Annotated in this window: 28 protein-coding genes and 3 tRNA genes; 11 read left to right on the forward strand and 20 right to left on the reverse strand. The window is 60.9% G+C overall.

Annotation, left to right across the window (positions count from 1 at the left end; genetic code table 11):
- Positions 1-6: 6 nt before the first annotated feature.
- The 4 genes from LC298_RS17395 to LC298_RS17410 all read right to left on the reverse strand — a co-directional run bounded on the left by LC298_RS17395 (position 7) and on the right by LC298_RS17410 (position 4,619).
- Positions 7-1,344, reverse strand: coding sequence for an amino acid ABC transporter permease (locus LC298_RS17395; RefSeq protein ID WP_131568728.1), 1,338 nt, complete (start codon positions 1,342-1,344; stop codon positions 7-9).
- A gap of 3 nt (positions 1,345-1,347) precedes the next feature.
- Positions 1,348-2,562, reverse strand: coding sequence for an amino acid ABC transporter permease (locus LC298_RS17400; protein WP_131568726.1), 1,215 nt, complete (start codon positions 2,560-2,562; stop codon positions 1,348-1,350).
- A gap of 149 nt (positions 2,563-2,711) precedes the next feature.
- Positions 2,712-3,731: an amino acid ABC transporter substrate-binding protein gene (locus tag LC298_RS17405; RefSeq protein ID WP_131568724.1), complete on the reverse strand. Its 1,020-nt coding sequence runs from the start codon at positions 3,729-3,731 to the stop codon at positions 2,712-2,714.
- Positions 3,732-3,962: 231 nt separating this feature from the next.
- Entirely contained in the window at positions 3,963-4,619 is a 657-nt protein-coding gene (locus LC298_RS17410) for a phosphatase PAP2 family protein (RefSeq protein ID WP_158284763.1), read from the reverse strand.
- Between the two features lie 271 nt (positions 4,620-4,890).
- Between LC298_RS17410 and LC298_RS17415 the strand changes: the two genes are divergently transcribed.
- Complete coding sequence (locus tag LC298_RS17415) at positions 4,891-6,066, forward strand: cystathionine beta-lyase (RefSeq protein WP_131568720.1); 1,176 nt, start codon at positions 4,891-4,893, stop codon at positions 6,064-6,066.
- Between the two features lie 10 nt (positions 6,067-6,076).
- On the opposite strand, the gene LC298_RS17420 is transcribed toward LC298_RS17415, so the two are convergent.
- The 5 genes from LC298_RS17420 to LC298_RS17440 all read right to left on the reverse strand — a co-directional run bounded on the left by LC298_RS17420 (position 6,077) and on the right by LC298_RS17440 (position 7,803).
- A tRNA-Arg gene (locus tag LC298_RS17420) sits at positions 6,077-6,153 on the reverse strand.
- 47 nt (positions 6,154-6,200) lie between these two features.
- Positions 6,201-6,506, reverse strand: a complete 306-nt coding sequence (locus tag LC298_RS17425) for an ETC complex I subunit (RefSeq protein WP_131568718.1) — start codon at positions 6,504-6,506, stop codon at positions 6,201-6,203.
- 34 nt (positions 6,507-6,540) lie between these two features.
- Positions 6,541-6,617, reverse strand: a tRNA-Pro gene (locus LC298_RS17430).
- Positions 6,618-6,684: 67 nt separating this feature from the next.
- On the reverse strand, positions 6,685-7,191 hold the full coding sequence (locus LC298_RS17435; RefSeq protein WP_131568716.1) for a DUF192 domain-containing protein: 507 nt from the start codon (positions 7,189-7,191) through the stop codon (positions 6,685-6,687).
- A gap of 33 nt (positions 7,192-7,224) precedes the next feature.
- Complete coding sequence (locus LC298_RS17440) at positions 7,225-7,803, reverse strand: cold-shock protein (protein WP_131568714.1); 579 nt, start codon at positions 7,801-7,803, stop codon at positions 7,225-7,227.
- A 206-nt stretch (positions 7,804-8,009) separates the two neighbouring features.
- Here LC298_RS17440 and gloA point away from each other — a divergent pair, with 206 nt between their 5' ends.
- From gloA to LC298_RS17455, 3 genes are all read left to right on the forward strand, one after another.
- Positions 8,010-8,450 carry a lactoylglutathione lyase gene (gene gloA, locus LC298_RS17445; RefSeq protein ID WP_131568713.1) on the forward strand — a complete coding sequence of 147 codons (441 nt, stop codon included), beginning with the start codon at positions 8,010-8,012 and terminating at the stop codon, positions 8,448-8,450.
- A gap of 209 nt (positions 8,451-8,659) precedes the next feature.
- On the forward strand, positions 8,660-9,847 hold the full coding sequence (locus tag LC298_RS17450) for a D-Ala-D-Ala carboxypeptidase family metallohydrolase (RefSeq protein WP_223385726.1): 1,188 nt from the start codon (positions 8,660-8,662) through the stop codon (positions 9,845-9,847).
- A gap of 171 nt (positions 9,848-10,018) precedes the next feature.
- Positions 10,019-10,093 (forward strand) — tRNA-Glu (locus LC298_RS17455).
- 25 nt (positions 10,094-10,118) lie between these two features.
- Here the strand turns inward: LC298_RS17455 and LC298_RS17460 are convergent.
- The 11 genes from LC298_RS17460 to LC298_RS17510 form a co-directional block, all read right to left on the reverse strand.
- Positions 10,119-10,946, reverse strand: a complete 828-nt coding sequence (locus LC298_RS17460) for an alpha/beta hydrolase (protein WP_131568712.1) — start codon at positions 10,944-10,946, stop codon at positions 10,119-10,121.
- A gap of 190 nt (positions 10,947-11,136) precedes the next feature.
- Entirely contained in the window at positions 11,137-11,757 is a 621-nt protein-coding gene (locus LC298_RS17465; protein WP_131568711.1) for a nucleotidyltransferase family protein, read from the reverse strand.
- Positions 11,754-12,788: a molybdopterin-binding protein gene (locus LC298_RS17470; RefSeq protein WP_131568710.1), complete on the reverse strand. Its 1,035-nt coding sequence runs from the start codon at positions 12,786-12,788 to the stop codon at positions 11,754-11,756. The genes LC298_RS17465 and LC298_RS17470 overlap by 4 nt, the downstream gene beginning before the upstream one ends.
- A gap of 3 nt (positions 12,789-12,791) precedes the next feature.
- Entirely contained in the window at positions 12,792-13,496 is a 705-nt protein-coding gene (locus tag LC298_RS17475; protein WP_131568708.1) for an XdhC family protein, read from the reverse strand.
- Positions 13,497-13,499: 3 nt separating this feature from the next.
- Positions 13,500-13,832 (reverse strand): XdhC family protein, encoded by a 333-nt coding sequence (locus LC298_RS17480; RefSeq protein WP_131568866.1) that lies wholly within the window; start codon positions 13,830-13,832, stop codon positions 13,500-13,502.
- 27 nt (positions 13,833-13,859) lie between these two features.
- Entirely contained in the window at positions 13,860-15,119 is a 1,260-nt protein-coding gene (locus LC298_RS17485; protein WP_131568706.1) for a vWA domain-containing protein, read from the reverse strand.
- Positions 15,120-15,121: 2 nt separating this feature from the next.
- On the reverse strand, positions 15,122-16,051 hold the full coding sequence (locus LC298_RS17490) for an AAA family ATPase (protein ID WP_428977553.1): 930 nt from the start codon (positions 16,049-16,051) through the stop codon (positions 15,122-15,124).
- A 117-nt stretch (positions 16,052-16,168) separates the two neighbouring features.
- Positions 16,169-17,224: a succinylglutamate desuccinylase/aspartoacylase family protein gene (locus tag LC298_RS17495; protein ID WP_131568702.1), complete on the reverse strand. Its 1,056-nt coding sequence runs from the start codon at positions 17,222-17,224 to the stop codon at positions 16,169-16,171.
- An 8-nt stretch (positions 17,225-17,232) separates the two neighbouring features.
- On the reverse strand, positions 17,233-18,138 hold the full coding sequence (gene rimK / locus LC298_RS17500; protein WP_131568700.1) for a 30S ribosomal protein S6--L-glutamate ligase: 906 nt from the start codon (positions 18,136-18,138) through the stop codon (positions 17,233-17,235).
- On the reverse strand, positions 18,135-18,656 hold the full coding sequence (locus LC298_RS17505; RefSeq protein ID WP_131568698.1) for an ATP-dependent zinc protease family protein: 522 nt from the start codon (positions 18,654-18,656) through the stop codon (positions 18,135-18,137). The genes rimK and LC298_RS17505 overlap by 4 nt, the downstream gene beginning before the upstream one ends.
- Positions 18,653-18,925 carry a hypothetical protein gene (locus tag LC298_RS17510; RefSeq protein WP_223385730.1) on the reverse strand — a complete coding sequence of 91 codons (273 nt, stop codon included), beginning with the start codon at positions 18,923-18,925 and terminating at the stop codon, positions 18,653-18,655. The genes LC298_RS17505 and LC298_RS17510 overlap by 4 nt, the downstream gene beginning before the upstream one ends.
- 200 nt (positions 18,926-19,125) lie before the next feature.
- On the opposite strand from LC298_RS17510, the gene LC298_RS17515 reads away from it, so the two are divergent.
- The 7 genes from LC298_RS17515 (at position 19,126) to LC298_RS17545 (ending at position 25,568) form a co-directional block, all read left to right on the forward strand.
- A complete protein-coding gene (locus LC298_RS17515) occupies positions 19,126-20,262 on the forward strand; it encodes an ABC transporter substrate-binding protein (RefSeq protein ID WP_158284761.1) in 1,137 nt (378 codons plus the stop codon).
- Between the two features lie 2 nt (positions 20,263-20,264).
- A complete protein-coding gene (locus tag LC298_RS17520; protein ID WP_131568861.1) occupies positions 20,265-21,278 on the forward strand; it encodes a P1 family peptidase in 1,014 nt (337 codons plus the stop codon).
- 48 nt (positions 21,279-21,326) lie between these two features.
- Entirely contained in the window at positions 21,327-22,007 is a 681-nt protein-coding gene (rpe, locus tag LC298_RS17525) for a ribulose-phosphate 3-epimerase (RefSeq protein ID WP_131568693.1), read from the forward strand.
- Between the two features lie 11 nt (positions 22,008-22,018).
- The gene (locus LC298_RS17530; protein ID WP_131568691.1) at positions 22,019-22,753 is read left to right on the forward strand and encodes a DUF2259 domain-containing protein; all 735 of its coding nucleotides are present in this window, start codon (positions 22,019-22,021) and stop codon (positions 22,751-22,753) included.
- The gene (locus LC298_RS17535) at positions 22,753-23,262 is read left to right on the forward strand and encodes a hypothetical protein (RefSeq protein ID WP_223385727.1); all 510 of its coding nucleotides are present in this window, start codon (positions 22,753-22,755) and stop codon (positions 23,260-23,262) included. The genes LC298_RS17530 and LC298_RS17535 overlap by 1 nt, the downstream gene beginning before the upstream one ends.
- A 65-nt stretch (positions 23,263-23,327) precedes the next feature.
- Positions 23,328-24,635, forward strand: coding sequence for an adenylosuccinate lyase (gene purB, locus LC298_RS17540; protein ID WP_131568687.1), 1,308 nt, complete (start codon positions 23,328-23,330; stop codon positions 24,633-24,635).
- 54 nt (positions 24,636-24,689) lie between these two features.
- Positions 24,690-25,568 (forward strand): EamA family transporter, encoded by an 879-nt coding sequence (locus tag LC298_RS17545; RefSeq protein ID WP_131568685.1) that lies wholly within the window; start codon positions 24,690-24,692, stop codon positions 25,566-25,568.
- Positions 25,569-25,779: the final 211 nt, after the last annotated feature.

Here is a 25,779-nt window from a genome sequence, read left to right on the forward strand (position 1 = left end):
TATTCCTTACCGTTTGTGCCCGGTGTCAAGGCGGCGCTCCATGTACATCGAATAGCGCGACATGCCGAAGCAGAAGATGAAATAGACGATGGCGGCGAAGAAGTAGCCGGTCAGCGACTGCACAGGCGAAGACCAGGCCGGATCCGAAAAGGATGACTGGATCTGGCCGAGGAAGTCGAACAGACCAATGATGAGGACGAGCGTGGTGTCCTTGAACAGACCGATGAAGGTATTGACGATGCCCGGGATCACGAGCTTCAGCGCCTGCGGCAGGATGATCATGCGCATCATCTGCGTCCAGTTCAGGCCGAGCGCCATCGCGCCCTCGTATTGCCCCTTGGGCAGTGCCTGCAACCCGCCGCGCACGACCTCGGCCATGTAGGCCGACGAGAAAAGCGCAACGCCGATCAATGCCCGCAAAAGCTTGTCGAAGGTGACACCTTCGGGAAGGAACAACGGCAGCATCACCGAGGACATGAACAGGACCGTGATCAGCGGCACACCGCGCCAGAACTCGATGAAAACGATCGAAAAGAAGCGCACGATGGGAAGCGCCGAGCGGCGTCCGAGCGCAAGCGCGATGCCGAGCGGCAGCGATGCCGCAATGCCCGTCACCGCAATGACAAGCGTCACGAGCAGACCGCCCCACACTTCGGTTTCCACGTGTCGGAGGCCGAAATCAAAGCCGAGAACGAAAAGCATGACAAACAAGCCGGCGAAGATGGCCGCGGTGGTCTTCAAGCCCGGAAGCGGATCGGACTCCGAGCCTTTCGCGAACGCATAGACCACACCAAGAGCGATCACCGCCAGAACGGCGAGCGGGATGTAGAGGTGGCTGACAGCGATGTCGCCGCCCGTGAGGAGCACCACGGCAACCAGCGGGAAGACGAACACCATGAAGAGCATGTTCTCACGCTTGAACGGAGCGGCCGGTATCAACAGGGGTGCAAGGCCACCAAAGAACAGCAGGGCTACAATATTGACGCGCCACTGTTCGGCGTCGGGATAGCGACCGTAAATGAACTGGTTCGCGTAAGCGTCGACATAGGCCCAGCACGCGCCAAACCAGCCGTTGGGCTGGATGCCGCCCTGAGCCTCCGTGGCGCAGACCGCCCGATCGCTCCCGGTCCAGACCGCATTTGTGACCATGAAGTCCACGACCGGCGGGATAATCACGTAAAGAATATAGATGCAGAGCAGTGTCAGGATCGTATAGGGAATCGACGAAAACAGACTCTCACGGAGCCAGGCCACCGGGCCCCGGGACGACGCCGGGGCCGGCTCCTCATTCAGCAGTTCGCGGCGGACATAGGCCACCTGCAGGGTGTTCGGCTGGTCACTCATCGATTATCTCTCCACCAGCGCGACGCGGCTGTTGTACCAGTTCATGAACAGCGACGTGAGAAGCGAGATCGTCAGGTAGGTCAGCATAGTCAGAGAAATGATCTCGACAGCCTGACCGGTCTGGTTAAGGGCCGTTCCGGCAAACACGGACGTTAGTTCGGGATAGGCGATGGCGACCGCCAGCGACGAGTTCTTGGTCAGATTAAGATACTGGCTCGTCAAGGGCGGAATGATGATTCTGAGGGCCTGCGGAATGACCACGAGCCGCAGGGTCGGTCCGCTGCGAAGCCCGAGGGCATTCGCCGCTTCTGTCTGGCCCCGGCTGACGGCGAGAATGCCGGCTCGCACGATTTCAGCGATAAAAGCGGCGGTATACATCGCCAACGCCACCAGCATTGCGATGAATTCCGGAATGACCGTCATGCCGCCGGAAGGCCGGAAACCGCCCATAACCGGAATATCCCAGCTCAACGGCGAACCGGTAATGACGAAGACGGCGAGCGGCAGGAAAACAATCATTCCGAACCCCGTCCAGAATGCCGGGAATGTCTGGCCGGTCGCCATCTGACGAGCGCGTGCCCAGCGCCCCAGCGCCCATGCGGCGATACAAGCAATGATAAATGCGTAGAGCGTAAATTCCGCCCCATCCCCCCAGACGGGTTTCGGCGCAAAATAGCCACGATTGTTCAGGAGGCCCAGAAAGCCGAAATCGAACCCTTGGCGCGGCTGCGGCAGCAGGCGCAGGACACCAAAATACCAGATGAATATCTGCAAAAGCAGCGGGATGTTTCGCAGTGCTTCGACATAGACGGTCGCCAACCGGCTCACCAGCCAGTTCTTGGAAAGGCGCGCAACGCCCATGAGAAACCCGATAATCGTCGCGAAGATAATGCCGAAAAACGCAATGATCAGCGTATTAAGCAACCCGATCACGTAGACCCGGCCATAGGACGACGATGCCTGGCTGTATTCGATCAGCGACTGGCTGATCGCGAAGCCCGCATTATTGCCGAGAAACGCCCAACCGGACGCGATTCCCGCAGCTTGCAGGTTCGCGTTCATGTTCGACCACCCGGCATACACCAGATAGACAATCAGGATCGCCAGAACGATCTGAAATATCCAGCCACGAATTTCGGGGTTGTTAAGAAGCGCTACTCGAGGGGCCTGGTCGTCGTCCCCCCCGGCGCCATTCGGTGTCACGTCAGTAACAGCCATATCGCCCATTCACCTGATGCGCATGATTGCCGCGCGCGCCCAAGTATCCGGCCAAGAGGCCGTCAACGGCAAGAGCCCACCCGCGATTTTCACACGAAGATCAAAAACCGCCCGGCCGCATACATGCGGCCGGGCAGAGGAAGTTTCCGTTAGCGGATCGGCGGACCGTACATCAGACCGCCCTTCGACCAGAGGGCGTTCACGCCGCGCGCAATGCCAAGCGGGGTGTCGGGACCGACGTTGCGATCAAAGATCTCGCCGTAGTTGCCGACAGCCTTGATAACGTTGGCACCCCAGTCATTTTCGAGACCAATGGCAGATCCGAATTCACCCTCGGAACCGAGCAGACGCTTCACGGACGGATTGTCCCCAGCCATCATCTCGTCGACATTGGCCTGGGTGACGCCGAGTTCTTCAGCGTTCACGGTGGCGATGTGCACCCACTTCACGAGGTTGAACCACTGGTCGTCGCCCTGGCGAACGACCGGGCCAAGCGGCTCCTTGGAAATGATCTCCGGAAGGACCTTGTGCTCGCCGGGATCGGTGAGCTTGAGGCGCTGGGCATACAGACCCGACTGGTCGGTCGTGTAGACGTCGCAACGGCCTGCATCATACGCGGCAACCACCTCGTCGGCCTTTTCAAAGGCGACAAGCTCATACTCCATGTTGTTGGCACGGAAGTAGTCGGCAACGTTGAGTTCGGTCGTCGTACCGGTGTTGGTGCAGACCGATGCGCCGGACAGTTCGAGCGCAGAGTTGATGTTCATGGACGTGCGGACCATGAAGCCCTGACCGTCATAGTAGTTCACGCCAGCAAAGTTCAGGCCGAGTTGCGTGTCGCGGCTCATCGTCCAGGTGGTGTTGCGCGAGAGCACATCAATTTCGCCCGACTGAAGGGCCGTGAAGCGCTCCTTGGCGGACAGCGGGGTGAACTTGACTGCTTCGCCGTCGCCGAAAATCGCCGCGGCGACACCGCGGCAAAGGTCAACGTCGAGACCACTCCAGTTGCCATCGGCATCAGGATTCGAGAAGCCCGGGAGCCCCTGGCTCACGCCGCACTGCACGAATCCCTTCGCCTTCACATCGTCGAGCGTTGCCGCAAATGCCGCGCTGCCGGCGAATGCCACTGCAGCCGCGCCAAGCGCGCTCGTAAGGATAAGTTTCTTCATTGAGTAAACCTCTTTGTTGCTCACGTTTCGTCAGATGGGCATGAGCATCGGCTCACGGAGATACAGGTAAACCTCCACAAGGCGGCATCCCATTGCAGGATGTCACCGACGCCTCCCTCCACGCGGGCCAGACAAGGCCAAAACGCCTGCAGCGTCAAGGCCAAATGAAAGATTTGTCGCGAGCAGGATGAATCGGAAAAGTTAACGTAAATGAACGTTAGGGAAACCGCCTCATCCTATCATGAGCGGGAGCAAACCCGACTTCCGGAAGACGAAGACCGCTCGGCGACGCGCCAGCCAACGCGCGATCAGCAATGCTCCGATGGCACCCACCGAAAATCCCGCGACGACATCCGACGGATAGTGGGCGCCTGCGGGAACGCGGGCGAAAGCCAGCACACCCATGACGATCAAGGAGAGCCACCAATGTCGCGGGTGCCAAAGCATGAGGATGACCGCAAGCGAGCCTGCCGTGGTCGCGTGACCGGATGGGAACCCCTGGAACAGGGAGTCAAACTCGAACGGCGAAAAACCGTACACTCCGGCTTCGTCCATGGCGCGCGGGCGCGCGCGGCCAACGAATTGCTTGATGATGTTCGTGACGATGCCGGGAATCACGATGGCCGCCAGAATGTAGGCGGCTCGTCCGTAAGCGAGCATCAGGGTTCTGCGGGAACCGCGCTGAATCGCCGTCCAGTCCATCAATCCGATGATGGCGATGATGACGATAGCCGGAACGATGTACCATCCCGACTGCGCGGCATCGGTAACGTTGCCGAGAAAACGCAAAAACGCATTTTGTGATTGAAGGGCGAACGGCTGGACCAGCGGGTCGAATACGCCTGCCGCGATCGTGAGCAACACTGCGACAGCAAAAAGCGCGCTCATCTGCGACGACCATACCGGGGGCGCGGCCGGACCGACGGGCCGGCGAAGCCGAAAGATCAGCCGTTGCGTCGTCGCTGAGCCCCGGCTGTAAAGACCGTGACGCCGCGTTTTTTCCGAGTCATTCATACTTCCCGGTCCGTCATCGTACTCAGCAGGCAAGATGCTCGCCCGCGCCATGATGTCGGCGACTAGCGCCTTCCTTGTTTTTGCGCAAGAATTCGGCCACCCATGCGGCTCAAATCGCAGGAACAAACGATTGCAGGAGTAGCGAATGGCCGCCGGGCACGACCCCGCAACGACGGGTATCAACACGCGACTGACCCATTCAGGAAACAACCCGCGGGATTTCCACGGCTTCGTCAACCCGCCGGTCGTGCATGCCTCCACGGTTCTGTTTCCAGACGCGCAGACGATGAAGGACCGCGCGCAGAAATACACCTATGGAACGCGCGGGACGCCGACCTCTGACGCGCTTTGCGCAGCGGTCGACGCGCTGGAAGGCAGCGCCGGGACGATTGCGGTGCCGTCCGGGCTGGCGGCAGTAACCGTGCCGCTGCTCTCGTTTCTTTCGGCGGGCGATCACGCGTTGTTCGTCGACACGATCTACAATCCGACCCGCCGTTTCGCCGACTCGATGCTGGCGCGCCTTGGCGTCGAGGTCGAATATTACCGGCCTGACGCCGGAGCGCAGATCGCCGATCTGGTTAGGCCGAACACGAAGGTCATCTTCACCGAGACGCCCGGGTCGAACACGTTCGAGATGCAGGACATTCCGGCAATCGTAAAGGTCGCGCGTGATTCGGGTATCATCACGATGCTCGACAACACATGGGCGACGCCGGTGTTCTACAAGCCATTGGAGCACGGCGTCGATATCTCGATCCATGCCTCGACCAAATACCCTGCCGGCCATTCAGACGTGCTCCTCGGCACCGTTTCGGCCAATGCGGGCTGCTGGAAGAAGTTGTGGGACGGCTATCTTACGCTTGGCGCATGCGCGGCGCCCGACGACGCGTACCAGGTGCTCCGGGGCCTTCGCACCATGGGCGTCCGCCTCGACCGGCACCAGGCGTCGGCGCTTGAGATTGCGGGTGCGCTGGAAAATCATCCGCAGGTCGCGGAGGTCCTTCACCCTGCGCTGGAAAGCCATCCCGGCCATGCGATCTGGAAGCGCGACTTCCGGGGCGCGAGCGGCATCTTCTCCATCGTGCTGCAAGGCGGCGGTGAACGCGAAGCACATGCCTTCCTCGACGCGCTGTCGATTTTCGGCCTCGGTTATTCCTGGGGCGGTTTCGAAAGCCTCGCTGTCCACGTCGATCTTTCCGACCGGACCGTCTCGGCGCGAGACTATGCAGGACCGGTGATCAGGCTGCAGATCGGTCTCGAAGACGTCGCCGACCTCATGGCCGACATCGAACGGGGGCTGGCGGCGGCGAAAGACGCGTAGGCCCGGGTAATGGCGATCCCGGCAGGACTCGAACCTGCAACATCCTGATTAGAAGTCAGGTGCTCTATCCAGTTGAGCTACGGGACCACGGCCCACCCCTTCTGCTGACATGGGCTGTTGCCGTCAAGAGACGGTCAATGAGTCCAGGGCGTCTTGCGGTTGAACTTGAAATTGTCCGAATAGGCCATGGCGCGACGTTTCGGATCGGTTTTTTCCTCGATGCGGAAGGCGATGCCGTTCTTGCGGGCATAGGCGACGGCGGCTTCCTGCGTATCGAATCTCAAAGATACCTGGGCCAGCGGATCGCTGGAGGAGGTGTACCCCATCAGCGGATCGATCGTGCGGGCCGTTGCGCGGTCGAACTCGAGGACCCAGTAGTCGGTCTTCGCCTTTCCCGACTGCATCGGCGTTTTCGAGGGGCTGTAGATACGGGCTGACAACGCGGCCTCCTCTGCATTGGCCAAGAACCGAATGTGGTCGGAGCGGCAGGATTCGAACCTGCGACCCTCTGGTCCCAAACCAGATGCGCTACCAGGCTGCGCTACGCTCCGTTCTTCGACCCCCGACACGAGGCGAACGCCGACCGCATACAACGGCTCTTTGCGAACGGCAACCTAATCAATCGGCAATAGCTGAAATAACCGGATGAAGAAGGACATCGCCGACCCGAAGACCGAGGCGGTCGGCCGCGCCGGCGTTGATTTCAAGCGCAAAGCGTACCGGCGCCCCGGAAGGGATCGGCCTGTCGGAGAAGGGTGTCGTGTCCCTGGCGATCGTCTTCACCGTTCCATCCGATGTGGCATAAAGTATATCGAGCGGACGGGGCGTATTGCGCATCCAGAAATAGAGCGGCCGCTCGTTCTCGAAAACGAACAGCATGGCACGGTCGTCGGGAAAGTCGTCGCGGAACATTAGGCCCCTCGCCCGCTCGTCCGGGCTGTCGGCGACCTCAACATCGAATGACGTCACAGGTTCGGAGTCGCGCACTATTTGCAACGCCGCGGGATCGACGCCGAGCAGCATCGGGGAGCCGGATCGCTCCTGCGAGATCACGGGCGCGGCAGCAACCACGCCGAGAATGACCACGACAAGCGGGGCGACGAATTTGCGGAGGAGATGCGGCATGGTCACGCTGTTCGGGTTCAACGGACCGCAGGATCAATGGGATGATGGCATTTGTGTGCCGAGGTCGGGATATATCTCCGCGGCCATCAGCCCTTTGTCGCCGTCGCCAAAACGGATGATGACGATCTGGCCAGCGCGCAACTCGGTCAATCCGAACCGCCGCAGCGTCTCCATGTGGATGAAGATGTCTTCGGTCCCCTCGCCGCGCGTCAGGAAGCCGAAGCCCTTTGTGCGATTGAACCATTTGACAATCACCCGTTCGAGGCCGCTGGTCGGCGTGACCTGAACGTGGGTTTTCTGTTCAACCTCCCCCGGGTGAACGGCAGTCGTGTTGTCCATTGAAACAACGTGAAAGGCCTGAAGCCCGCGCTCGCCCTGCTTAGCCTGGCAAACGATTCGTGCACCTTCAAGTGCCGTCTGGAAGCCGTCGCGGCGCAAACAGGTCACATGCAGCATCACGTCGCCCGTGCCCTCCTGATCCGGAACGATGAAGCCGAACCCCTTGGAAACGTCGAACCATTTGATCGTGCCGGAAATCTCGAGGACATCGGTCGCCTGGGACTGCGCCTCGGCGCTTTCCAGCCTCTTCTCAGGCAACTCTCTTTCCCCCATGACGCACGCTTTTTCCAATGGACAGGACACTGATTCTGTTCCGAAGGATAACACTGGCTGTCCCGAAAACCACAAGGCACTTATCCGGTTTTGCACACATCGTTCTCGCCCGACGGGCAAGACCCTGCCGCGCGGCATCTTTGCGAGACGGTTGCCATAGCGGCGTACCGCGTTAGAAGCATGCCAACGCAGGGAGTATGACCGAAATGCGCTATTTGCATACCATGGTAAGGGTCAAGGACGTCGACGAGTCACTCGACTTCTATTGCAAGAAGCTCGGACTCGAGGAGATACGCCGTCACGAAAACGAGGGCGGCCGCTTCACGCTGATCTTCCTCGCCGCGCCGGATGACAAGGAGCGCGCGCTGGCCGATCAGGCACCGATGGTTGAGCTCACTTATAATTGGGACCCGGAGGATTATTCGGGCGGCCGGAACTTCGGTCACCTGGCCTATGCCGTCGACGATATCTACGAGACATGTGCGCGCCTCCAAAAGAGCGGAGTCACGATCAACAGGCCTCCGCGCGATGGCCGGATGGCGTTCGTGCGGTCTCCGGACGGTATTTCGATCGAACTTCTTCAGAAGGGCGAACCGCTGGAGAAAACGGAACCCTGGGCGTCAATGGAGAACACCGGCACCTGGTGAACCGATTGAAAATCGGGCAAGAATCATGTTTTGGCCCTATTTGACGGTTAGCCGCGGTCAGGGGTTTAGCATTTGTGCGTAATCGTTTCTTTACGATGAAGGGCTAGCAGCGGACTTTTCGCATACAGCCAGGGGATCGAGGCGGGGCATTGATTAAAGTCAGCCGGGACCAATTTACACGCAGCGCACCGCGCATTGCGATTTTGCTATTGGCGGCCACGGCTCTATCAGGATGTGTCGCTTCCGCCCTCGATTCCGCCGCAACTTTCGATGAGGCCGACAGCGGAGGTTTCGCGCTGGCGTCAAATGAGACATCAGCGGTTCCCCGTCCGGCAAACGACCTTGTCGCCGAGGCGGAGGAAATCGCGGAGAGTGACTATAACGGAAGCGATCCGTCCACGCCGTCAGCTCTCGTGGCGACACCCTCAGCGGGATCGACGGAGCCGCTGGTCGACAGCGATGCTACAGCCAATGCGCTGATCGCGATCGAGGGCACGTCCTCGGCACAAGCCGAAATGACCATGGCAGCCATCGGGTCCGTGCAAGAAAGCGACGAGCATCCCATCACCGATCTCGAGGAGAATCTTGAAACCGCTTCGATCGGAGTAAGCGATTCGGCCACCGATGCCCCCCCCGACCCGGCCACTGCGCGCATCGACGCAGCGTCAGGCGTCCTCCCCGCGAGGCAGCCGCCGGTTGCATCTAAAATTACGACTGTCACGGACGAGAAACGCCCTGGCGGCCTACTTTCTCTTTTTGGCAACAACCGATCGGGCGCCGCGCGCGCTGCCCCGCGCCCGAAGGCAGCCGTCACGGACAGCGAACCCCGCCGTGCCGGGGTCACTGCGCCACGGACCGAGACCGCATCCCCACGTCCTGTCGTGGCGGTCGCATCGGCGGGTGGAACAAAAGACGCCCTCCCGGGAGTCGATCGCGAACGCGCACTTGGATTCGGGCTCAATGGCAGTCCCGCACCTAGCGCGTCCTTGATCGATGCCGGGACGCCCTTTCGTGTCGCGTCCGCCGCGGGACTTGCCCGCCTTGCCCCCAACGGCCTCGGAGTTCAGAACGAAGGCGTGGACGTCAAATGCCTGAAGCCCGCTTTGGTGCGTGTGCTCAAGCAGATCGAGGGCCATTATGGCCGTAGGGTCGTCGTGACCTCCGGGTTCCGCAGCCCGTCACGCAACAAGCGCGCGCGGGGGGCGAAGAACTCGCTCCATATGTACTGTTCGGCGGCCGACATTCAGGTCGAAGACGTGTCGAAGTGGGAGCTTGCCGAGTTTGTCCGGTCGATGCCCGGCCGCGGCGGCGTCGGAACCTACTGCCATACCGAGTCAGTGCATGTGGATGTCGGCCCCCAGCGCGACTGGAACTGGCGTTGCCGCCGCAGAAAGTGACTACAAGCTTTTGATTTCTTTTACCTGCCGTTGCCTTCGCAGGGAGTGGTACAGAGCGTGTTGGAAACGTGCGCCAACGCATTTCAGCCTGTTGAAAAAAAGCGAGAAAAGTCCGTCTTCACGTCTTGCGGTCGGCAGGGAATATTTCTATAGACCCGTTCACTCGGCTACGCGCCCTTCGTCTATCGGTTAGGACGCCAGATTTTCATTCTGGAAAGAGGGGTTCGATTCCCCTAGGGCGTGCCACTTCCCCCATTATCGATTTTGGGCTTCAGCCCGCGCGAAGCATCCAGTTGATCATGTCGCGCCAATCCGTCATGCGAATGGGCGTACCGTGCCCGCCAGTCTCGAAGCGGACGAGGCGCACCGGATATCCGGGGGTCTTCTGCACCCGCTCGTAGAATGCGGCGATTCCCTCGAACGAAATGACAGAATCGGCGCTGCCGTGGGCGAGAAACAGCGGGACCTCACGGCGGTAGGCGGCAGAGTCGAAATAGCTGTCGAGACCGTAGGAGCCAAGAAAGGCGATTCCCTCCATGCGGCCTACAAGCGACGCGTCGTCGGCGAGCGCGTGGCAGACCGCTCCACCGGCGGATGCACAAGCCAGCACCAAGCGCGCCTCGCCCGCCTGGCGCAACACAGCGGCTATGAGATAGCGCACGCGCTCTACCGCCGCCTCGTCCAGAGCGCCGGCGTCCGGCGACACGTACAACGACGAATTGCGGACCATCAGATTCTTGATCCGATTGAAATTGCCGCCAAACGTGTAATCGTTGACGCCCTGCTTCTGATCACCTCCGCGTCCATGGATATAGAACGTCACCAGCCTTGCACCGGTCGCCCGACCGACGGACACAAAGCTGATTTCTCCATGGGGTGTATCGATGCTGTTAGGGTTCTCCTGGCGGCGGGGAGCGAAATCCACGTAATGCCGCTTGACCCGCCGCTCTGGCACTTGATCCCGGCCGTTGATGTCCCGCATTTCCCGATAATCGACGACCAGACGGTCGCCACCATCACGGCTGTCAATGATCCCCGGATAGGCGAACAGATGATCCTTGAACGGTGCGAGTTCAAAAGCCCAGGCCGGTGATGCCAAACACAGAACCCCAACCGCAGCGGCTATGCTTCGCGCGTATGGGAAAGAACGCTTCTGCGGACGTCCATTTCCTCGCCGAGTTCTTCGATCATGATTCGCCATGCACCATTTCTGACACAGGGTCGATCAATATCCCAACCTGCCGGCGGAGAATCGAAAACAGGATCTGAAATCCCCGCTGGAATCGTCCTCACGTCAGGGTGCCGATAGCGTCTCTGTAGTCATCCACCGTATCAAGATCGACGGAGGCGGAGGCGGGGACCTCGACGTTAACGACGTTGTCCCCTTCGCCCGCGATCAAGGCGCGGGCACCGCTGTCTCCCTCAAGCCGGTCAATCGCTAGCTTGATCCGCTTCGGAAGCCATACCGGGTGGGCGGGCATTCCCTCCGCTACGGGCTGGACCAGGCATTCGGGATTTGCGGCAGCGGCTTCGATCACGCGTCCGATCACCGCAGCGGTGACCAGCGGCATGTCGCCGAGCAGGATCAACGCTCCGGGGGCACCCGAACCGATGGCCGCGTTGAAACCCGCCTTCAGGGATGAAGCGAGCCCATCACGATAGCTCGGATTGTCGACAAATGTGCATTCCATGCACTCGAGCGCCCGCTTCACGCGTTCGGCCTCATGGCCGGTCACGACGATCAGATCGTCAACGCCGGCGGCCCTGGCGTTTTCCGCAACCTCGCGGACAATCGTCCCCCCCTGCCCCCATTCGAGCAGAAGTTTGTTCATCGCGCCCATCCGATTCGATTGGCCTGCTGCGAGGATAATCGCAGAAAGGGCGGCCCTCGATGGCGAAGGCGCGGTCATTCAACGACCGGCCGTTTACGGGTCTCGCGTGGATGGGGTCGCAAGGGAATCTCGGTCAACAGCCCTCCGACGCCCATTGCCACAATATCGCTGCTGTCGACATCAAGCCCGGCGCACAGCCGCTGCAACACCCAGTCGAAGCCGTTCTCCTTCGGGCTGCGGGCGCATCCCGGAGCGCCGATCACCGGCTTGCCGCCGATCTCGGCGAGAACGAGGAGATTGCCCGGGTCGACCGGCATTCCGAGGTGACGAACCGTCCCGCCGGCAAGTTCAATGGCTCGCGGGACGACGTCGCCGCGGTCCGTGACCGCCGATGCACCGAACACGAGGACAAGGTCGGATCCGTGCACGTCCCGCTTCAGGACTTCCGCTACAGCACCAACAGTGTGGTCGACGCGCGTCTCTGAGGCGAGCACCGCGTGCAGCTCGGAGAGCCGACCGCCGGTGACGCGAACCGTCTTGTCGAGTACACTTTCCCTCGTTCCCGCCACGCGGGTCTGGACAAGCGACACACGCAGCCCATCGCGAAGGGGATGGACAACCATCAAATTCGGCGCAGCCACCTTCGCCGCAGCGCCCTCGGCCACAAAGCGCGAAATCGCGAATGGAATGATCTTGACCGTGGCAACCATCTGTCCGGCCTTGACGAGCGCTTGATTGGGAAGCGTGGCGACTGTTACCGCTGGGTCGACTCCGTTGAGCGCGTCAATGGCCGCCTGATTGACAACCATCACACCATCGGCAACTGCGTGGAAATTGACCCGTCCCGTGCCCACATCGTCGCGGCGGAGGCTGTAATGCTGCAGCGCGGTCGCAATCAGGGCAGCGCCCACATCCTCGGAAAGATCGTCATCACCGGTAATGGCAACGGTGATCTCGACGATTCCGGCCTGGCGCAACGCATCGAGATCTCCATCGGTCAGCACGTGTCCTTTTTTCATGCGGCGGCCGTCGGCAAGTCTCAGGGAGTGGGCGAGGATCGCGCCGGCAAGCTCCGTCGAATCGTCAAGTTTCCGTTCTCCAAACCACACGTTTCAGGCGGCCCTTTCCGCGCTGACGGCTGAGCGGGTACGTAATGCCTTGATGATTTCGGCGAGAATTGCGACGGCGATCTCGGCGGGGCTCGATGCACCGATATCCAACCCGATCGGTGAAGCGATCCGCTCGATCCGGTCAGCCGAAACTCCCATGGATGTCAGGCGTTCAACGCGCTTTGCGTGGGTTTTCCGGCTTCCGAGCGCGCCGACGTAGAAGCAGCCCGCCACCAGCGCCGCCTTGAGCGGAATATCGTCGATCTTGGGGTCATGCGTAACCGCGGCAAGCGCGCAATAGGGGTCGAGCGGACGCCCGGACAGCACGGCCTCCGGCCATTCGGCATCCAGCCTGACTCCGGAGAACCGCTCCGGCGTGGCGAAGGCCGTGCGGGGATCGATCACTTCAATGTCAAATCCCGCCAGTTTCGCCATCGGCGCGAGCGCCTGGCTAATATGAACAGCGCCGATAACGACAAGGCGAGGCGGCGGAATATGCACATTGATGAAATAGCTGCGGTTTTCGAGTTCCAGCACACCCGACTTGCCGGACCTGAACGCCTTGGCCACCGAATCGCCGAGCGCCGCGGCCACCTCATCGCCTTCGACCACCACCCGATCGCGTCCGTCGCCCAGATCGGTGACGAGAGCGACAGCGCGTCGGCCGGCGCGAGCGGCGTTGAGTTTCTTAAGGGATGCGGGGTCCACGGCTCAGCCAAGCCTTTCCACGTAGACGCGGATCTTGCCGCCGCAACTCAATCCGACCTGCCAGGCGGTTTCGTCCGCGACGCCGAATTCCAACATCTTCGGCTCGCCGGTCTCGATCACGTCGAGCGCGTCGGAGATGACCGCACCTTCGACGCAACCGCCGGACACGGAGCCTTCGAAATTGCTGTCACCGTCAATTACAAGATGACTGCCGACGGGGCGCGGCGCCGAGCCCCAGGTTTCCACTACGGTGGCGATCGCCACGTCCCGGCCCTCCCCCATCCATTCTTCCGCTACAGTAAGCGGATCGTTGTCGGGCATCGTTTTCTGAGGCATCGTCTCCATGTCAGTCGCTCCCTGCGATCACGCCGCGCTATCGAGTTCACGCAACCAATCCATCGGCGGTCTCGGGCGATGATATGGCGCTCCGCCCTCGCCCAGCGCAAGGCACAAATCCGCGATGCTGTTTAACGAATGAACCGGACGGAACTCGTCGACATGCGGCAGCATGGCTCTGACGCCCTTGGCTTTCGCCCGGAACCCTTCATAGCGCAGTAGTGGATTGAGCCAGATCAGCCGGCGGCAAGACTTGTGCAGCCGCTCCATCTCGTGATCAAGACCCTCTACCGCGTCCCGCTCCAGCCCGTCGGTGATCAGCAGCAAGACGGCGCCCTGGGATAGCACCCGGCGCGACCATTGGCGGTTGAATGTCGCCAGCGTCTCGCCGATCCGGGTGCCGCCCGACCAATCCTCGACAGCCCTGGCTGCGCCGTCGATGGCGGCGTCGATGTCGCGGCCGCGCATCTGCCGCGTCACGTTGGTGAGCCGGGTCCCGAACAGGAAGGTATGCACGCGCCTGCGTTTTTCGGTCACCGCATGCAGGAAATGCAGAAAAACGCGCGAGTACTGGCTCATCGAACCGGAGATATCGGCCAGAATGACAAGCGGCGGCTGCACCATCCGGGGTTCGCGAAACTGCGGAATGACAAGATCGCCACCGGTGCGCATGGCGCTGCGCATCGTCCGCCGCGGATCGACCGTGCGCTTGCGGTTCGACGGCTTCTGGCGGCGGGTCCGCACCTGGTCGGCGGGCAAGCGCAGCTCCGAGATCGCTCGTTTAGCCTCAGCGATCTCGGCGGCCGACATCTGCGAGAAGTCCTTGTCACGAAGGATTTCGCGCTCCGAAAAGGTCATTCTCGCGTCGACCTCGATTTCGGGTGCCTGTTCCTGTTGTTTCCGCTTCTTATGGCCCTCGAACATCGCATCGGCGACCCGAGACTCGCCGGCCCGCTTCTTTTCGCGTTCGCGAGTGTCCGGCGCCATCGGAGAAAACATCGCCAGCATCTTTTCGATCAGTTCGCGCGAACGCCAGAACAGCCGGAAAGCCTCATCGAACACGACCGTATCCTCGTGCCGCGTCACGAGCACGGAGTGCAATGTCCAGTAGAAATCGTCGCGTGTACCGATCCCCGCCGACATCACTGCCTCGATCGCGTCGTTGACCGCAGCGGGTCCGATCTTGAGGCCGGCCTTGCGCAAGGTGCGGGCGAAATAGACGATGTTATCCGCCAGCCGGCCCTCCGGATGCGGGTCGCTTCGGGAAGTCGAAGAGACGGTTTTCATGGTCAGGCCGCGTCGAGTTCGGCTTTGACGTCATCGAGAATACGCTTGCCGTCGCTGCCCTGAAGCCGGGCGATGTCGTCCTGGTATTTCAGCAACACCCCGATCGTGTCCGAAACTGTCGCCGGATCGAGCGCAACCTTGTCGAGCTCGGTCAGCGCCGTTGCCCAATCGATCGTCTCGGCGATACCGGGAACCTTGAACAGTTCCATCTCGCGTAATCTCTGCACGTAGCGAACCACCTCCTCCGACAGCCTCTCATTGGCTTGGGGCGCCTTGCGGCTGACGATCTCCAACTCCCGCTCGGCGGTCGGATAGTCCACCCAGTGATAGAGGCAGCGCCGCTTCAGCGCGTCGTGGATCTCGCGCGTCCGGTTCGTCGTGATGATGACGGCCGGGCGCTCCGCGGCGGTAATGGTGCCGTATTCGGGAATCGTGACCTGAAAATCCGACAGTACCTCGAGCAGAAACGCCTCGAAGGCTTCATCCGTCCGATCCAGTTCGTCGATCAAGAAGACCGCCGCCTTCCCCGGCTTGCCCGAAAGCGCTTCAAGCACCGGCCGGCGGATCAGATATTCATCGGAAAAGATGTCGCGGTGCAATTTCTCGCGGCTCGTCTCGCCGCTCGCCTCGGCAATGCGAATGTCGATCATCTGGGCGGCGTAGTTCCATTCGTACACCGCCGACGAGACGTCGAGACCCTCGTAACACTGCAACCGAATGAGCGGACGGTCGAGGGCCTTCGCCAGCACCTTCGCGATCTCCGTCTTCCCGACACCGGCTTCGCCCTCGAGGAACAGCGGACGTCCCATCTTGAGGCTGAGGTAGAGCACCGTCGCGAGCGGCCGATCGGCGACGTAGTCCTGACTGTTCAGGAGCGACAGGGTCTCGTCGATCGACTCCGGCAAGGACGTGTCGGGCGTTGGATCGGGCATGGTCATCATCTTTTTGCGGCGGCAGCGCCAGACCACGAACATAGGCAGGCACCCGGACGAGGCCAAGCTGATATTTAGGAGAAGAAAAGCTCGCTCGTGCCCGCCAAGCCACGCAGCTCAGATCACCTCATCCTCGTCGAACAGCGGGTGGCTGTCCATTTCATCGGTTATGGCCTCGATCTTGCCGCCGGCCTGCGCAAGACGACCAGTGCGGGCGATATGAAAAAGGGCATCTCCCATGTTGACCGTCGGCAGATTGGTCCGGCCGATAATCACACCTGCAGCTTCCGCGGTGATCGTAACCTCGTATTCGCCAAAGGGGTCGCTCAGCACGGCGATCGCCTCGCCCGTCTCCACCAGATCACCGGTCGTCCTGTTCATTCGGAGGATGCCGCCCTCGGGCGCACGGACCCAGTAGCTAGATTTGGATCGGACCGGCTTTCGTCTGGGAGGGGAGACGCTCTTTGCGGGGAACATGCCAAGTTGCTGCATCACCGACATCACGCCCCGAACCCCGATTCGGATAGAGAATTCATCGAAACGCAGCGCCTCACCTGCCTCGTAAAGCAGCATCTCTACCCCGTTTCTCTTCGCCGTCTCGCGCAGAGAACCGGTGCGCAGGGACGATTCAATGGTGACCGGAGCTCCAAAGGCGTCTGCAAGCGCGCGAAGGCGCTCCGTCGCGGAATTGTCGAACCGCAATTGCGGAAAGTTGGTTCGATGTAGAGCTGCCGTGTGGAGGTCGATGCCCGTCTCGCAGCGCAGCACAATCTCGCGCAGGAAGGTGTCCGCAAGGCGCGCAGCCATGGACCCGCGTTCCGATCCGGGAAACGAGCGGTTCAGATCACGCCGATCCGGCAGATAGCGAGAATGGGCAATGAAGCCCGGACCGTTGACAATCGGCACGGCGATGAGTGTACCGCGCAGCTTTTCCATCAGCGGCGATTGCAGCACCCGCCTGATGATCTCGATGCCGAGAATTTCGTCCCCGTGAACAGCCGCCGAGACAAAAAAGGTCGGACCGGGGCGCTTGCCGTGAATGACCCGGATCGGCAATTCCATCGGGACATGGTTGGACAACATCCCAAGCGAGATTCCGATCGTGGCGCGCTGCCCCGGCCCGATTACTGTATCTGCGATCTCGAAAGGTTCACGCTGGTTTTTCTGCAGCATGCCGGCGGTCAACCTTTCCCCTTGGTTCGGGTGTTGCCCTTGGCGGCGTTGGATTCGATCAGGTTGATGATCTTGCCCGCGACGTCGACGCCCGTGGCCTTCTCGACACCTTCGAGGCCCGGCGACGAATTCACTTCCATCACCACAGGGCCGTGATTGGACCGCAGCATATCGACGCCGCAAACGTTCAATCCCATGGCTTTTGCGGCGCGAACTGCGGTCGAGCGCTCCTCCGGCGTGAGTTTCAGGGTCTTTGCGCTGCCTCCCCGGTGCAGATTGGAACGGAACTCGCCCTCCGCGCCCGTGCGCATCATGGATGCAACGACCTTTCCGCCGACGACGAATGCGCGGATATCGGTACTTCCTGCTTCCTTGATAAATTCCTGAACCAGGATATTTACATTGGCACCGCGAAAAGCCTCAATGACTGATTTCGCCGATCGGCGGGTGTCACCCAGTACCACGCCGATACCCTGTGTTCCCTCGATAAGCTTGATGATGACCGGCTCGCCCCCAACGAGATCCAGCAGCGCATCGGTCTGCTTGGCGTCATGCGAAAACGCGGTCACCGGCAGCCCGATACCGTCCCGGGCAAGGATCTGCATCGAGCGCAACTTGTCGCGCGAACGACCGATGGCCACCGATTCATTCAGCGGCCATACGCCCATCATCTCAAACTGGCGAAGCACCGCCGTGCCATAATAGGTAACCGACGCGCCGATACGCGGGATGACGGCGTCGTAACGGGGCAGTTTCTGGCCATTGTGATAGAGCGCCGGCCGATGCGATGTAATGTCCATGTAGCAGTGCGTGTGATTCACGATGTCGATCTCGTGCCCACGGCTTTCCGCCGCTTCCACAATTCGCTTATGGGAATACAATCCGGCATTACGGGCCATCATCACAAGCTTCATTGTTTTTCTCCAGTGGAAACGTTTTCGCCGCGCTTGTCCGCAGCCGAAAGGTAAGCGTGGCTGCTGTCGACCAGGAAACCCCGTCGAAGCAGATTGCGCCCGATCAACATCGGGAATTCCATGCTGTCCCGGTTGGTCAGCGTTATCTCGACTGTGTTCCGGTGTCCGGCAAGCCTGATCGGCGTCTTCACGACGACACGTTCTTCCGCATGACCGGACGACGACTTAACTGTGCGCTTGTCTACGACCGGCGCCTGGAAGAGCCGAGCAGCCGGATCGCGGGCCGGAAGAATCGAGAACTCAACCCACCGCCTGTTCTCTTTCTCCAGGATCTTCATTGTCTCGACGTGAAGCGCACATGTGCGGGCGCCGGAATCGATCTTAGCGTGAACCGTCAAGTCGCCGAAATCCGGTAAACGCACGACCTCTTTCCAGCCGACGACTGTCTTCTTGCGTTCGCTCGTCTTCTTGCGCGCGCGCTCTGGCTGCTCGCCACGCGCCTGATTTTCGTTTCTCATTCACTCACCGCCCCAATGGCCGCGTCATTGACACGCCGGTAACTCGTGAAGGTGCGATGACTTAAGACGACAAAGAACGTCTCCATATCGATCAGCGCGAACCCCAACTCGTTCAATGCTCTCGACAAGTCATTGATATCGCTTTCATACAGCCGCTTGCGGCCAGTGACCTCGCGCAAGTGCTTCATCGATATTCGGAACCGGCCGCGCGGCTTGCCGCCGAAAGGCTGTTCATAGAGTTCGACGATTTGCGACGCCGCAGCCTGCATTTGCAATGATGTTCTCCACCCGCTCGCCGCCCTGAATATCCATCGGACGGATTTTTGCAATATTTTTTTGGCTATAGATGAATTTATTTTCCCAAATGGGGATATCAAACCAATGTGACGCGGAGCGAGTTGTCGACAAGGTAAGGTTTCATCTTGCCCTCTTTCAGTCACCCGTGCATCACGGATACATGAAGAGAACGATGGACGAGACGGGAGCCACGGCAATGACCGCGCGGATCGCGGGTCGCTTGTCCGTATGTGCCCTCCTTCTCGCGGCTGCACCCGCCCCGGCGCAAGAGAGCGCAACACCGGTGATCGGGATCGCCGGTCCGTTGAGCGGCTATTTCACGGTTCTCGGCGAACAGATCGAGGCCGGCGTGAAGGCCGCAGTGGCCAAGCGCGATGACATCAAGACCCGGACCTCCGACGACGGCTGTAGCGCAGAAGGCGGAGAACGCTCGGCGCGCGATCTCGCCGACGCCCGTGTTGCGGTGGTAGTTGGTTATCCCTGCATAGAGGCGTTTGATGCTGCCATGCCGATCCTTGCCGAGGCAGGCATCCCAGTCATGGCCGTCGGTATTCAGGCGGAAGGCATCACGCAGGATAGCGCTCCCGACGCAGCGCGCATTCTCCGCTTCGGGCCGAAATCCTCAGACGAGGCGGAGGCGCTTGCCGACTATCTGAAGGAGCGTTGGCGAGCGGTGAACTTCGCCATAATTGATGACGGGACCTTGTATGGGCGGCAATTCGCGGAGGCGGTGCGCTTTCTGCTGGAAGAAGACAATCTACAACCGGTCTTCACCGACAACTATCGTCCACAGCTCGAAAACCAGATGGGGCTGGTGCGGCGTCTGCAGCGGTCGGGCGCAACGCATGTGCTGATCGGCGGCGACGCCTACGATGCCGCCGTGATCGCGGACAATGCGGCTACCATCGATGTGCCGCTGACACTTGCCGGCGGAAGCGCGCTCGTCGCCGCTCCCGAGAACGGCAGGCTGGTGGATGGAACGATTGTCGCGGCGCAACCGGATTATGCAGTCCGCGAACCAGCAGCGGAACTGCGCCGAAGAACCGAAGGGTCGGGAATTCCCCAGATCGGCTACATAGCGCCCGCCTATGCGGCCACAGAGGTGGCGCTGTTCGGGCTGGATATAGGCGCGTTCGAGAGCCCTGCCTCCTTCGGGCCGATGCTTTCCAGGACATTCCGTACCGCCCTAGGGCCGCTCAGTTTCGACGCGAATGGCGACCCGGAAAGCAACCTGTTCGAGGTTTTCGTCGTCGATGACGGTCGGCTGGTTCCGGACCAGAACGGCGGCAGCCAAGAACGGATTCAATGACGATGTGGCCGAGCGGCAACCGGAACCTCATAACCGATGTCACCGGTATTCGGGTCGGCAATGCGAGTGACACGACCGTAAAGACGGGCGTCACGGCGGTGCTTTGCGAGAGTCCGGCGACAGCAGCGGTGCAGGTTCTGGGCGGTGCGCCGGGCACGCGGGAAACCGATCTTCTGGAGCCGCACAACGCCGTCGAGACGGTCGATGCGCTCATTCTGTCCGGTGGATCGGCGTTTGGGCTGGATGCGGCATCGGGCGCGCAGGCGGCGCTCGTGGAGATTGGGCGCGGATTCGATGTCGGGGGACACCGCATTCCGATCGTTCCTGCGGCGATCCTGTTTGATATGATCAACGGGGGCGAAAAGAACTGGGGGCGTTTCCCGCCCTACCGGGAACTCGGCTACAAAGCGCTCAAGGCCGCGAGTGCCGATTTCGAGATCGGTACGCATGGCGCCGGAACCGGCGCACTGACTGCAAACCTGAAGGGGGGGCTCGGATCGGCTTCCTCCGTCATGGAGGCCGGCAACGCCACGGTCGGTGCGCTCGTCGCGGTCAATCCCCTCGGCGCCACAACGGTCGGCACGAGCCGCCATTTCTGGGCGGCGCCTTTCGAGCAGAACGGCGAGTTCGGCGGCATTGGGGTCGCCTCGCCCTTCCCCGACGACGCCTCATGCGTTCGTCTGAAACACCGCGAGACGGACGGACCGGCGATCGCCAATACCACCATCGGGGTCATCGCGACGGACGCCACGCTGACAAAGGCGGAATGCAAACGTCTTGCGATAGCGGCCCATGACGGTTTCGCGCGGGCGATCTGGCCGTGCCACACGCCGCACGACGGCGACCTGGTTTTCGCGCTTGCGACCGGGCGGCGCAAGCTCAGCGAGGACCCGGATTCGTTCATTCAGCTGTGCGCCGCTGCGGCGAGTACGATGGCGCGGGCAATCGCGCGAGGGGTATATGCGGCGATATCCGCCGATGGGGATATCATGCCGACATGGAGCCAGAAACATTGACACTGGCCCGCCGAACGGTCACCGAACACCAAAAACATGCAGGAAAACATGGCTGACCGTCCGATCAAGATTGCGCCCTCGATTCTGGCATCCGATTTCTCCAAACTCGGCCAAGAGGTTCGGGATGTCGTCGAAGCAGGCGCCAACTGGATTCATCTGGACGTAATGGATGGGCATTTCGTGCCCAACATCTCCTACGGGCCTGACATAATCGCGAAATTGCGGCCGCACACCGAAGCGACCTTCGACTGCCACCTGATGATCGCACCATGCGATCCGTACCTGGAAGCCTTCGCCAAGGCCGGGTGCGACATTATTACCGTTCATACGGAAGCGGGGCCGCATCTGCACAGATCGCTGCAGGCGATCCGTGGGCTCGGAAAGAAGGCTGGGGTATCGCTCAACCCGGGCACACCTGAAAGCGCAATCGAATATGTGCTCGACGATGTCGACCTGATCCTCGTCATGAGCGTCAATCCGGGGTTTGGCGGCCAGAAATTCATTCCCGGCGCACTTGAAAAGATTCGCCGCCTGAACGCCATGATCGGCGAACGTCAGATCGAGATCGAGGTCGATGGCGGCGTGACGGCGGATACAGCGGGTCCGTGCGCCGCAGCCGGGGCCAATGCCTTCGTTGCGGGTTCCGCTGTTTTCAGGGGCGGTACGGTTGAAAGCTACCGCGCGAACATTCAGGCTATCCGCCAGGCCGCAGAGGAACACCGCCCCTGAGGAGTATCGCCATGGGAGCACGGCAGTCGCTGATCGCCCTATTCGGAAGCATGGTGCTCACGGCCCCTTCCGTGGCCGGCGACATAGCCGCGCTCAACGTGCTTGGATTCAGCGACGATGGGGCGACGTTCGCGTTCGAGGAATACGGCGTTCAGGACGGTTCGGGCTTTCCCTATGCGAACCGTTTCTACATCGACACGGCATCGGACAGCTTTATGCCCGGATCGCCTATCCGTGTCCGGCTGGACGACGAGAACGCCACACTGGAGGATGCCCGGGTCCAGGCGAAACTAAGCGGCGAAGCCATCGTTCCCGACGGCAGCCTCGTGCCCGGATCTCAGGCCGGGTGGAACCCAATTACGGAGCTGTCCGCAGATCCGGCGCGAATGGTCGTCAATCCGCGGCCCGTCTTTCCACCTGTCGATGCGCCCCTGGAGATCAGGCTCGAAGAGGTTTTCTTTCCGGTCTTGGAAAATTGCCAAGACATCAGCGAGCGCGACGTCGGCTTCCGACTTCTCTCGGTAGACGCAAGCGCCGGTGGACGTACCACCATCCTTCACGAAGACCACTCCGTTCCGGCGAGCCGCGGTTGTCCTATCGGCTACCGTTTCGGCGGGGTGCAGACCTATATATCCCACCGGGGACCATCAGTCATCGCGGTCCTGATTGCGATTGAGAGCTTTGGCTTCGAAGGACCGGATTTTCGCTGGATGGCGGTAACGAAAAACTTTGCCGATCGACCGTGATGTGCCGGTCGGAGGGCAAGCCCATTTCTGCGGGATCGCTCGTTACCGGCTTGGGAAAGCCGGTGGCGGGCGCTTTCGTCTGGGGCTCGATGATGGCGGTGAGCGCCTACGTTGCGCTGCGTTTCGGTCTCGGGCGTTCCGGTGGACCGAGCATCGGCGTCATACTGGCGATCTATTTTCTCGGCGGCGCGTGCGGATTCGCGCTCGCCTACCCGTTCCTGTGGTTTGCGCACCGGATATCGCGCCCGCTCCTGCGGACGCTTCTGGTTATTTTATTGCTGGGAATCTTCACGCTCGGTGCGACCGCGCTCATCCTGCTTCTCCAGTATCGGACCTACTACGCGCAATGGCACGGTCCGGCCTTAAGCAGGATCTGGTTCTGGCAGCAATTCTACACGGCGCTCGGCTCCACATATCAGTATGCGGTTATCGGCACGCGTCTCTACTGGCCCCTCGGTGCGCTGTTCCTTTTGGCAACAAGCTGGTGGTTGAGTCGCCAGAGACGTTGAGACCGACGGAACGGTCTGATATCTGCCCGACATCCTCTCCTTGATCCCCGCAAAGGTGTTTTCACATGGTACCCCGCTATTCACGGCCGGATATGGTCGCCATCTGGTCGCCGGAAACCAAGTTCCGCATCTGGTTTGAAATCGAGGCACATGCATGCGATGCGCTGGCAAAGCTCGGCGTCATTCCGGAAAGCGCGGCAAAGACCATCTGGGCAAAGGGCGGCGCGGCTACATTTGATGTCGAGCGGATCGACGAAATCGAGCGCGAAACAAAGCACGACGTTATCGCATTTCTGACGCATCTCGCCGAGATCGTCGGGCCGGACGCCCGTTTCGTGCATCAGGGAATGACCTCTTCCGACGTTCTGGACACCTGCTTCAGCGTCCAGCTTGCACGGGCGTCCGATATCCTCCTGGCTGACATGGACGCGCTTCTTGACGCGTTGAAAAAGCGGGCGTTCGAGCACAAGGAAACGATCACGATCGGCCGCAGCCACGGCATCCATGCAGAGCCGACGACATTCGGCGTAAAGCTGGCGCAGGCATATGCCGAGTTCTCGCGCTGCCGTGACCGGCTGGTCAACGCGCGCGAGGAGATCGCTACCTGCGCGATCTCCGGCGCCGTCGGCACCTTCGCGAATATCGACCCCACCGTAGAGGAGCATGTGGCCGATGCGCTCGGCCTGAAGCCCGAACCCGTTTCAACGCAGGTGATTCCGCGTGACCGGCATGCAATGTACTTCGCGACCCTCGGCGTAATCGCGTCTTCGGTCGAGCGTCTGGCGACCGAGATCCGGCATCTGCAGCGGACCGAAGTGCTGGAGGTCGAGGAATATTTCTCGCCGGGCCAGAAGGGATCGTCGGCGATGCCCCACAAGCGCAATCCGGTGCTCACGGAGAATCTGACGGGTCTGGCGCGCATGGTCCGGTCGTTCGCCATGCCGGCGATGGAAAACGTGGCGCTGTGGCATGAGCGCGACATTTCCCATTCCTCGGTCGAACGGATGATCGGGCCGGACGCGACGATCACACTCGATTTTGCGTTGGCGCGGCTGACCGGCGTGATCGAGAAACTCGTCGTCTATCCGGACAACATGATGACGAACCTCAACAAGTTCCGGGGCCTGGTCCATTCGCAGCGGGTCCTTCTTGCCCTGACACAAGCCGGTGTCAGCCGCGAGGATGCCTATCGGCTCGTTCAGCGCAATGCGATGAAGGTCTGGAACGAGGGCAAGGATTTCCTCGAGGAACTTCTGGGTGACGCGGAGGTGTGCGCCGCACTTTCGGAAGACACGCTACGCGAAAAATTCGATCTTGGTTATCACACCAAACACGTGGACACGACGTTCAAACGGGTGTTCGGAGAGTCGTAAGATACATCTCTCCAGCGCCACAGGCCGGCCATTCCGCCGGCCGGGACCATATTCATGCCACCAGGCCATATCCTGCTCGCGATTCTCGTGAGCGCTGTCTACGGAACGGCCTTTGTCGCGATCAAGGTGGCCGTCACGGACATTCCGCCGTTGCTGGCCACGGGGTACCGGTTCCTGTTTGCCGCGATACCGCTGGTGTTCTTCGTCAGGCGCCCGGCGATACCGGCGGCCTATCTTATCGCTTACGGCCTCGTCCAGGGGGGCGTCATGTTCGGGTTGATCTTCACTGCCATAGGACTCGGCATGCCGCCCGGCCTCGCCTCGCTGGTTGTCCAGTTGCAGGTGTTCTTCACGGTGTTCTTCGCCTTTCTGGCATTCGGCGAAAAGCCGACGCGCGCGGAAGTCGCCGGCGCGACCATTGCGCTGTGCGGTATCGTGCTGATCGGATGGTCCAATGCATCGGTATCGCCGGTGATCCCGTTCCTGCTCGTAATCGCCTCGGGGGCAGCGTGGGGCGTCGCGAACATCATCGCCAAGGCGGCAAAACCGGACTCCATGCTCGGTTTCATAGGCTGGTCAAGCCTCGTGGCACCGGTTCCCTTGTTCCTTCTTTCGATGCTGGTCGAGGGGACCGCCTTCGGTTTGCCGCCAAGCGCACCTTCCGGCGCAACCGTTTTGTCGGTCGCCTATCTCGCGTATCCGACAACGGTGTTCGCGTTCGCCGCGTGGGTCTTTCTCCTGCGGCGGCACTCGGCCGCCGCCGTGACGCCCTATGCCCTGCTCATTCCGGTGTTCGGGATGACGTCCACGGCCTTGGTTTTCGGGGAACGGCTAACGCCCCTGTCCATGACCGGGTCCCTGTTGGTTTTCGCCGGATTGGCGGTTCACGTTTTCGCCGTGCGATTCCTGAAACGCAGATCCCGGAGTGTTTAGCAAAAGGCGTCAGCATGGAGCTTGGCGATCACGTATCGTTTCGCTCGAATAACGGGATTGAACGGCAGAAACATGTAGACAACGTGTTGTTTTAATGTGGGAAAACGACCCGTTCACGCCGTTCTAGAAGATGGTAACGAACGGAAAAGCGATGTGATTGAAAACGGTCTGCAACCGCCGCTTTTCGTGCCCAGATTCCTTTGATCCGCAG

This window comes from Oricola cellulosilytica (assembly GCF_019966575.1).
Taxonomy (GTDB): Bacteria; Pseudomonadota; Alphaproteobacteria; order Rhizobiales; family Rhizobiaceae; genus Oricola; species Oricola cellulosilytica.

Coding starts and splice junctions, on each gene's coding strand:
- LC298_RS17395 (WP_131568728.1), bottom strand. CDS start 1,344: ATGAGTGACCAGCCGAACACCCTGCAGGTGGCCTATGTCCGCCGCGAA.
- LC298_RS17400 (WP_131568726.1), bottom strand. CDS start 2,562: ATGGCTGTTACTGACGTGACACCGAATGGCGCCGGGGGGGACGACGAC.
- LC298_RS17405 (WP_131568724.1), bottom strand. CDS start 3,731: ATGAAGAAACTTATCCTTACGAGCGCGCTTGGCGCGGCTGCAGTGGCA.
- LC298_RS17410 (WP_158284763.1), bottom strand. CDS start 4,619: ATGAGCGCGCTTTTTGCTGTCGCAGTGTTGCTCACGATCGCGGCAGGC.
- LC298_RS17415 (WP_131568720.1), top strand. CDS start 4,891: ATGGCCGCCGGGCACGACCCCGCAACGACGGGTATCAACACGCGACTG.
- LC298_RS17435 (WP_131568716.1), bottom strand. CDS start 7,191: ATGCCGCATCTCCTCCGCAAATTCGTCGCCCCGCTTGTCGTGGTCATT.
- LC298_RS17440 (WP_131568714.1), bottom strand. CDS start 7,803: ATGGGGGAAAGAGAGTTGCCTGAGAAGAGGCTGGAAAGCGCCGAGGCG.
- gloA (WP_131568713.1), top strand. CDS start 8,010: ATGCGCTATTTGCATACCATGGTAAGGGTCAAGGACGTCGACGAGTCA.
- LC298_RS17465 (WP_131568711.1), bottom strand. CDS start 11,757: ATGACCGCGCCTTCGCCATCGAGGGCCGCCCTTTCTGCGATTATCCTC.
- LC298_RS17480 (WP_131568866.1), bottom strand. CDS start 13,832: ATGCCTCAGAAAACGATGCCCGACAACGATCCGCTTACTGTAGCGGAA.
- LC298_RS17485 (WP_131568706.1), bottom strand. CDS start 15,119: ATGAAAACCGTCTCTTCGACTTCCCGAAGCGACCCGCATCCGGAGGGC.
- LC298_RS17490 (WP_428977553.1), bottom strand. CDS start 16,051: ATGCCCGATCCAACGCCCGACACGTCCTTGCCGGAGTCGATCGACGAG.
- LC298_RS17495 (WP_131568702.1), bottom strand. CDS start 17,224: ATGCTGCAGAAAAACCAGCGTGAACCTTTCGAGATCGCAGATACAGTA.
- rimK (WP_131568700.1), bottom strand. CDS start 18,138: ATGAAGCTTGTGATGATGGCCCGTAATGCCGGATTGTATTCCCATAAG.
- LC298_RS17505 (WP_131568698.1), bottom strand. CDS start 18,656: ATGAGAAACGAAAATCAGGCGCGTGGCGAGCAGCCAGAGCGCGCGCGC.
- LC298_RS17510 (WP_223385730.1), bottom strand. CDS start 18,925: ATGCAGGCTGCGGCGTCGCAAATCGTCGAACTCTATGAACAGCCTTTC.
- LC298_RS17515 (WP_158284761.1), top strand. CDS start 19,126: ATGGACGAGACGGGAGCCACGGCAATGACCGCGCGGATCGCGGGTCGC.
- LC298_RS17520 (WP_131568861.1), top strand. CDS start 20,265: ATGTGGCCGAGCGGCAACCGGAACCTCATAACCGATGTCACCGGTATT.
- rpe (WP_131568693.1), top strand. CDS start 21,327: ATGGCTGACCGTCCGATCAAGATTGCGCCCTCGATTCTGGCATCCGAT.
- LC298_RS17530 (WP_131568691.1), top strand. CDS start 22,019: ATGGGAGCACGGCAGTCGCTGATCGCCCTATTCGGAAGCATGGTGCTC.
- LC298_RS17535 (WP_223385727.1), top strand. CDS start 22,753: ATGTGCCGGTCGGAGGGCAAGCCCATTTCTGCGGGATCGCTCGTTACC.
- purB (WP_131568687.1), top strand. CDS start 23,328: ATGGTACCCCGCTATTCACGGCCGGATATGGTCGCCATCTGGTCGCCG.
- LC298_RS17545 (WP_131568685.1), top strand. CDS start 24,690: ATGCCACCAGGCCATATCCTGCTCGCGATTCTCGTGAGCGCTGTCTAC.